We start from the raw sequence: 7268 nt of genomic DNA, 5'->3' as shown, positions 1-7268 counted from the left end.
ATATGCAAATTAAAAAAGAAATGAACCTAATCATTTCTTTGAATGCTCCAAAACCTGGTTTGGATTAATATAGATCGTTTTCTTGGTAGGTAAATCTTATAATCTTAATGGCGAATAAGGAAGCACTTTATTAAGTTTGAGGCTTTTTAAGAAAAATCGGTTCGTCAACTACTTTAATTGTTTTAACTTTGGGATATGAAGTTGCTTGTTTATTAAAACTACAGGATGAAAGGGTAATCAATAGTAGACAAGAAACTATCACCTTTACTATAAATTATAAATCTCACTTTTTTATTTTTTTCTCTAAACTACTCTACTATTTTCTGGAATGAGATAAAATGAAAATAAATGATTTTAAAAAAAGGAACAAGTAAAATGACACGAGTAACGGTTTATTTAACAGGTGGAATTGCAGCTTATAAGGCTGTTCAAGTCGTTCGCAATTTAGAAAAACAAGGACATGAAGTTCGAATAGTAATGACCAAAAATGCGGAGCATTTTGTAACGACTAATACTTTAGCCGCTTTAACAAAATATCCAGTTTTAGATGATTTATGGGAGAAAGCAAATGAAGCAAGCATCCCTCATGTTCATTTAGCACGCTGGAGTCAATTGGCTTTAATTGTACCTGCTACTGCAAACTTTATTAGCAAAATGGCTAATGGAATTGCAGATGATACAGCCAGTACGACTATTTTGGCAACAAAAGCGCCCAAATTAGTCGTGCCAGCTATGAATGATCAAATGTGGAATAATCCTGCAACCCAGCGTAATATAGCGCTTTTAAAAGGTGACGGTGTTCATGTGATGGAGCCCGCAACTGGAATGCTAGCTGAAGGCTATGCTGCAAAGGGCAGAATGCCTGAACCGGAAGATATTACGGCTTGGGTGCAAGATATTTTGGATGAAAACAAGATCTTGAAAAATAAAACGATCGTAGTGACGGCTGGCGGTACACAAGAAGCAATTGATCCAGTTCGTTTTATTGGTAATCGTTCAAGTGGAAAAATGGGAATTGCTATTGCACAAAAGGCCGCAGAAGCTGGAGCACAGGTAAAACTGATTTATGGTAATGTTACAATTCCTCTTCCTAAGGCAAACAATATTGAATTAATTCATGCATCAAGCAGTGAGGCAATGCTCAAGGCTGTTGAAGATAAATTTCAGCATGCAGATGTTTTAATCATGGCTGCTGCCGTGGCAGATTGGCGAATGGAAAAAGTTGCCGATCACAAGTTAAAGAAGAATCCTGAGCAAGATACGTTATCTTTAACTTTAGTAAAAACTAAAGATATTTTGCATGAAGTTTCTAGTCATAAGAAGGCTAACCAAGTAGTAGTTGGCTTTGCAGCTGAAACAAATGATTTGCTTAAAAATGCAGAAAAGAAGCTAAAGAACAAAGGAGCAGACATGATTGTGGCCAATGACGTTTCAAATAATGTTTTTGGCAATGATAAAGATCAAGTCGTTATTTTGCAAAACAATACAAAGATAGAAAAATGGCCATTGATGACTAAACAGGAAATTGCAGTAGCTTTAATAAAAAAGATAGCTAATAAATTAAAATGATGTTCACATATATATTAATATAAGCAATATAATGTAGCACTTTTGTAATATAACATATCGTATTTTGATAATTGATTCTAAAATTAAGACTTTAGCCATTAAAAATAACATTTTAAAGAATAACAACTTTAAGTAGAGATATCTTAAATTAAGGTATAGAGGTGTGAAAGTGTGAAATTCGCAAAAACTTTGACGCTTAATAACAGAGTAGAAATTCCCCAGATTCAATTAGGAACTTGGCTAATCAATAATGATGATGTTAGAAAAGTAGTCCGCCAAGCAATTGGCGTTGGCTACCGTTCCTTTGATACTGCCAAAGACTACGGCAATGAAAAGGGAGTCGGTAAAGGTATTTGGAACTCCGATATTGAACGTAGTAATATATTTTTAACAACCAAATTGCCAACCGCAGTTAAAGACTATGAAGGTACTAAAGAGGCAATTGATGATGCCTTAGACCGTTTTAGTCTAGAGTATATTGATTTATTGTTGATTCATTCACCGCAACCTTGGATTGAAGTGAACCGAACTGATGATCGCTATTTTGAAGGAAATCTGGAGAATTGGCGTGCAATGGAAGAAGCTGTAAAGGCAGGTAAGGTTAGGGCAATTGGTGTATCTAATTTCTTGCAAGAAGATGTGGCAAATATTGTCGATAATGGGACGATAAAGCCTGCAGTTAATCATATTGAAGTACACATTGATAAAGTACCAATGGATCTAATGAACTATTGCAAAAGTTTAGGTATTCAGATTGAAGCTTATTCGCCATTAGCTCATGGCCGATTGCTTAAAGATCCAAAGATAAATGAATACGCCAATAAATATAATGTAAGTCCAGCTCAATTAATGTTAGCCTTTGATTTGCAACTGGGATGCATTGTATTGCCTAAGAGCGATAATATTGCGGAAATGAAAGAAAATTTACACATTGATTTTAGAATCAATGATGAAGATATGGAGAAGTTGATCAAGCTTAAAGAGCATGATCAAAATGTAGCTGTTTAATAAGTATCGCGTTTAAGCAATACTTATTTATTTTTGAGAAAGAAAAATGAGCAAAATAAAATTAATAGCAATTGATATTGATGGCACCTTAGTAAATTCTAAAAAAGAAATAACACCAGCAGTAAAAGAGGCAGTTTTGGCTGCAAGAGAGCGCGTAATACAGATAGTTATTTGTACAGGTCGTCCTCTATCTGGTGTGCAGTGTTATCTTGATGAGTTAGGTTTAAATTGTCAGGATAATGAGTACGTAGTAAGCTTCAATGGAGCGGTAGTTGAATCGACAAATGGTCAAGTTATTTTCAAGCAAGGTTTGAAATATGAAGACTATATTGATCTTGAAGCGATCGCTCGCAAATTGAATTTGCATTTTCATAGCGTGAGTCTAGATCGAATTTATACAGCTAATCGCGATCTAGGACACTATACGATCTATAATTCACGGGTGGTAAAATTAGAAGTCTCTTATCGAACTCAAGAAGAGATGCGACATATTCCGATTATTAAGTGTATGTATATTGATGATCCAGATTATTTAGATAGCAAAATTACTAGTCCGTTATTTTAACAGATGAAAGACAGAGTAGTTTTTTCTAAAACTGAACCTTTTTATTATGAAGCTACTGCAGCTGGAGTTGATAAAGGAACTGGATTAGAAAGACTGTGCAATTATTTGAAAATCGCTCCAGAAAATGTTATGGCTTTAGGTGATCAAGCAAATGATGCACCGATGCTGGAATATGCTGGAATAGGTGTGGCAATGGGGAATGCTGTAGATTACACTAAGAAGCATGCCGATGCAGTAACAGCAGATTGTGATCATGATGGCGTCGCTGTAGCTATTAATAAATTTGCAAAATAGATGTTAATTTAAAGCAATTAGTGGTATCTTGACTTAAGAAATATTAAATAGAGGTTAATAAAGATGAGTAAAGCAAAAGTTTTAGTTTTAGGCGGTTTGAGAGACGACGCCTTAACAGAATTAAAAGAAGTATGTGATATAACTGTTGGACCTGTTGGACATCGCCTAGATGATGATCGTCAATGGGTTTAGATCATATTGCTGCATATGATGGCGTAATTGTGGCTAAGATGATCTTTGATAAGCAAATGATTGATGTTGCCAAGAATTTGAAAATTATTTCTACTTATGGTGTTGGCTTTGATCATGTTGATACAGAATATGCTAAGGAAAAGGGAATTGTAGTTTTAAATTGTCCTGAAAGCGTTTTGCGTCCAACAGCCGAATTGGCTTTAACAATGATCTTAGCTTCGGCACGTCGTCTTCGTTATTATGACCATACTTTGCGTGAAGGCGTATTTTTGAATGCTGATGAATATGATAATCAAGGCTATTCAATTGAAGGCAAAAATTTAGGTATTTTAGGCATGGGCAGAATTGGTCAACAAGTTGCACGTTTTGCTAAAGCTTTAGGAATGAAGATTATCTATCATAATCGCCATCAACTTGATGAAAAACTTGAAGCAGAACTTGATGCTAAGTATGTTGATTTTGCTGATTTGATCAAGAATGCAGATTTCTTAAGTTTGCTGCTCCTTTAACCGATTGAAACTTACCACATTATTAATGCTGATGCGTTTAAACAAATGAAGGATACTGCATTTTTAATTAATGTAGCTCGTGGTTCTTTAGTTGATAGCAATGCATTGATTTCAGCTTTAAAGAATGATGAGATTGCTGGTGCAGCGTTAGACGTGTTTGAAAATGAACCTCATCCTAGACAAGAATTAGTGGAGATGGATAATGTGATTATGACTCCACATGTAGGCTCAGCTACACATGTTGCTAGATATAATTTATCTAAAGAAGCAGCTAACAATGTTTTGTCCTTCTTCAAGGATGGTAAGGCTATTAATCAAATTAATTAGAGGCAAAAATAAAAAAGCAATTGCAAAATTGCTTTTTTTATTTTACATAATTTTTGGTATGTTAGTTATGGTCAAGCTGACTGTGATGGTAACCATAAACGAAGTAAATCACACTACCGATTACGAGCCAAATGATTGCCATTAGATAAACTTCGGAACTTAGGTGACAAATCATAAAGATACAGATTAAACCAGAAATAATTGGCAAATATGGATACCCTGGAACCTTAAAGCCATCATTGGTAATGTCTGTTCTTTTTCTTAGTTTTAAAATACCAAATGATACTAAGGTAAAGGCAAAAAGTGTGCCGAAATTTACTAAGTTGGCTAATTGATCAACTGAGAAAAATGCGGCTCCTGAAGCAATAATAATGGTTACAACTATTAAGGCATTTTGAGGAGAATTATGCTTTTTATCTAACTTACTAAAAGTTGTAGGAAGCAAGCCGTCTCTTGCCATGGCATAAATTAAACGAGAACTTGAATAAATCATCGTCAGCATCATTGTAGCCATTCCTAGCATTGCCCCAAATGAGAGTAGTTCTGCTACCCAATTTTGGTGAACGTATTGCAAGGCGAATGCAACTGGATTAGATACATTAAGCTTGGTATAGTTGACCATCCCTGTTAAAACTATTGAAACACCAAAGTAAAGCAGAGCTGCAATTGCTAAAGTACCGATAATTCCTAATGGCATATTTTTCTTAGGATTTTTAACTTCGGCAGCAGAAGATGAAACTACATCGAATCCAAGGAAAGCAAAGAAGACTGTAGTAGCACCTTTGATTACGCCTGAGAAATGATATGGCAAAAATGGATGATAATTGGCTGGTTTAATGAAGTGTAAACCGGCAAAGATGAAAATTAAAATGATAGCTATTTTAATAAAAACGGCTACGATGTTGATTTTGATAGAATTTTTCATCCCGCGAGAAAGCAGGATGCTAATTAGTAAAATTATTAAGACTGAAACTAAGTCAAAGTAAACCCCATGAGAAAGATTCATTGGCCCAGAAACAGCATGTGGAATTTTCAACCCGAATGGACTTATGAAGGAGCTGAAATAAGAGGACCAGCCAGCAGCTACCGTTGCTACCGAAAGCATGTATTCTAGAATTAAGGCCCAGCCGATAATCCAGCCAGTGAATTCGCCGTACACAATATTACCGTATGAATAAGCACTCCCGGCTACTGGAATGGCTGAAGCAAATTCGGCATAGCACATTCCAGCCAGCGCACAAACTATGGCGGCTACTACAAATGATAGACTTACCCCGGGTCCTGCAAGAGTAGCAGCTACTGTCCCTGGTAAAATGAAGATCCCAGTACCAATTACAGCACCAACACCGAGGGACATTAAATCTACCGCATTAATTGTCTTAGCAAATTTGATATCTTTGCCAAGATAATTTTGAATGCTTTGTTTCCTAAAAATGTTAAATCTCATTACATCATCCCTTAAAATAGAGTTAGATTAATTTTACATTATCTTTTTAATTTTTTGAAGAAGAAAAAGCCCTATTCATGTGAAATAGGACTTTTTATGTTAGTTTTTAATTTTTTGTTTGTACCATCTGAAGGAGAAGAAGATCATTGCAATTAGAATTAGACCAGCAATAATCAAAGAGTATTCTTCAAAAATAGTAACTATTACATGCCATTTTTCTCTCATGTAAGAACCCAACGCTACTAGAATTGTGTTCCATACTAAGCTCCCTAAAGTAGTGTAAATTAAGAACTTAGACATTTTTACTTTTGCAGTTCCAGCAGGAATTGAAATTAAGCTTCGTATGACAGGAATGCAGCGCCCATAGAAAAAAGCACCTGTGCCGTACTTATCAAACCAATTGATTGCCTTTTGTACATCGCCTCTTTTAAAGCCAAGCATTTTAAAAGCTTTATGATCTAAGATGCGTTCTAAGCGTTCTTCATTTAAGAACCAGCCGATACCGTATAAAATTAAAGCTCCAAGGACTGCCCCAATAAGTAGAAGCAATAACCGTTCCTACAACCGTCATTTGGGAGTGGTGTGTGGCAAACCCTGCAAAAGATAAAATGACTTCTGAAGGGATAGATGGAAAGACATTTTCGATGGCAATTAAAAAACTGATGGCCATGTAGCTAAATTGGTTAATTAAGTCAAAAACAAAATTAGTCATCATGTATCCTCTATGTTTCTATATCAATGTAAACTCAATTTAGCAAATTTTAATTTAAATAGCTATAACTTAAACTTCCCACACCAAAAAGAACTATGAAGCCTTGAAAACTCAATAGTTTAGCCAGTGAATATTCAATTAAGCTGCTAATGATGGCGATATAGCCTCTTGCATGTACTTTGGGAGGCGTGAAATGAAAGCGTTGGTGAACCTTTCCATCTGCTCTTCTGTCGGTTGGAAGATCTCTTTCACACTCTCGAACATGGCTTCCACCAGGGTTTGTAGGGAATAATTGAAAGTGATGTCCGCAAGCTCGTCTACCATGCAATAAAAGAGCTCGCCTATTGTCCTATCATCTTCATCATCTCGCTTCTCAACTGACATGAACATGTAGCGCAGAAAGACGAAAGCTGTATGGGCAGTCAATGCATCATATGACAGGCCATGGTATTCAGTGCCAAGCTTCAAGAAACTCTTGCAGGTCTTGAAGAAGACCTCGATGTCCCATCTTTGGCCGTAAATTCTGATGATCTCATTTTCATCGATCGTCATGTCCGTGCAAATAAGAGCGATCCAGTCTTTGCGGTTGGAACGATTTCTTACGCAGACTATTCTGGCATCAATCTGGGCACCATCTTTGGCAGG

The 7268-nt window shown here is 36.0% G+C and carries 4 protein-coding genes and 4 pseudogenes; 5 read left to right on the top strand and 3 right to left on the bottom strand.

From position 1 onward, the window contains the following. The first annotated feature begins 375 nt into the window (after window positions 1–375). The 5 genes and pseudogenes from coaBC to HMPREF0518_RS04505 all read left to right on the top strand — a co-directional run bounded on the left by coaBC (window position 376) and on the right by HMPREF0518_RS04505 (window position 4464). Window positions 376–1569 carry a bifunctional phosphopantothenoylcysteine decarboxylase/phosphopantothenate--cysteine ligase CoaBC gene (gene coaBC, locus HMPREF0518_RS04520; RefSeq protein WP_023191937.1) on the top strand — a complete coding sequence of 398 codons (1194 nt, stop codon included), beginning with the start codon at window positions 376–378 and terminating at the stop codon, window positions 1567–1569. A gap of 171 nt (window positions 1570–1740) precedes the next feature. Then, on the top strand, window positions 1741–2577 hold the full coding sequence (locus tag HMPREF0518_RS04515; protein ID WP_003626566.1) for an aldo/keto reductase family protein: 837 nt from the start codon (window positions 1741–1743) through the stop codon (window positions 2575–2577). A 46-nt stretch (window positions 2578–2623) separates the two neighbouring features. Then, window positions 2624–3436: pseudogene (yidA, locus tag HMPREF0518_RS04510) on the top strand (sugar-phosphatase). A 63-nt stretch (window positions 3437–3499) separates the two neighbouring features. Beyond that, entirely contained in the window at window positions 3500–3628 is a 129-nt protein-coding gene (locus HMPREF0518_RS11110; protein ID WP_003626560.1) for a hypothetical protein, read from the top strand. Then, window positions 3619–4464: pseudogene (locus tag HMPREF0518_RS04505) on the top strand (NAD(P)-dependent oxidoreductase). Before HMPREF0518_RS11110 ends, HMPREF0518_RS04505 begins: the two are co-directional and overlap by 10 nt. Before the next feature lie 61 nt (window positions 4465–4525). Here HMPREF0518_RS04505 and HMPREF0518_RS04500 read toward each other — a convergent pair. The 3 genes and pseudogenes from HMPREF0518_RS04500 to HMPREF0518_RS04490 form a co-directional block, all read right to left on the bottom strand. Continuing rightward, the gene (locus HMPREF0518_RS04500; protein WP_003626556.1) at window positions 4526–5911 is read right to left on the bottom strand and encodes an APC family permease; all 1386 of its coding nucleotides are present in this window, start codon (window positions 5909–5911) and stop codon (window positions 4526–4528) included. Window positions 5912–6010: 99 nt separating this feature from the next. Then, window positions 6011–6623: pseudogene (locus HMPREF0518_RS04495) on the bottom strand (DedA family protein). A 138-nt stretch (window positions 6624–6761) separates the two neighbouring features. Continuing rightward, window positions 6762–7268: pseudogene (locus tag HMPREF0518_RS04490) on the bottom strand (IS4 family transposase); the annotation flags it as partial.

Origin of the sequence: Lactobacillus helveticus DSM 20075 = CGMCC 1.1877 (genome assembly GCF_000160855.1) — a bacterium.
GTDB lineage: Bacteria > Bacillota > Bacilli > Lactobacillales > Lactobacillaceae > Lactobacillus > Lactobacillus helveticus.
The sequence above is the reverse complement of the archived record's forward strand: the minus strand, read 5'-3'. Positions and strand labels throughout refer to the sequence as shown.

Coding starts and splice junctions, on each gene's coding strand:
- HMPREF0518_RS04500 (WP_003626556.1), bottom strand. CDS start 5,911: ATGAGATTTAACATTTTTAGGAAACAAAGCATTCAAAATTATCTTGGC.
- HMPREF0518_RS11110 (WP_003626560.1), top strand. CDS start 3,500: ATGAGTAAAGCAAAAGTTTTAGTTTTAGGCGGTTTGAGAGACGACGCC.
- coaBC (WP_023191937.1), top strand. CDS start 376: ATGACACGAGTAACGGTTTATTTAACAGGTGGAATTGCAGCTTATAAG.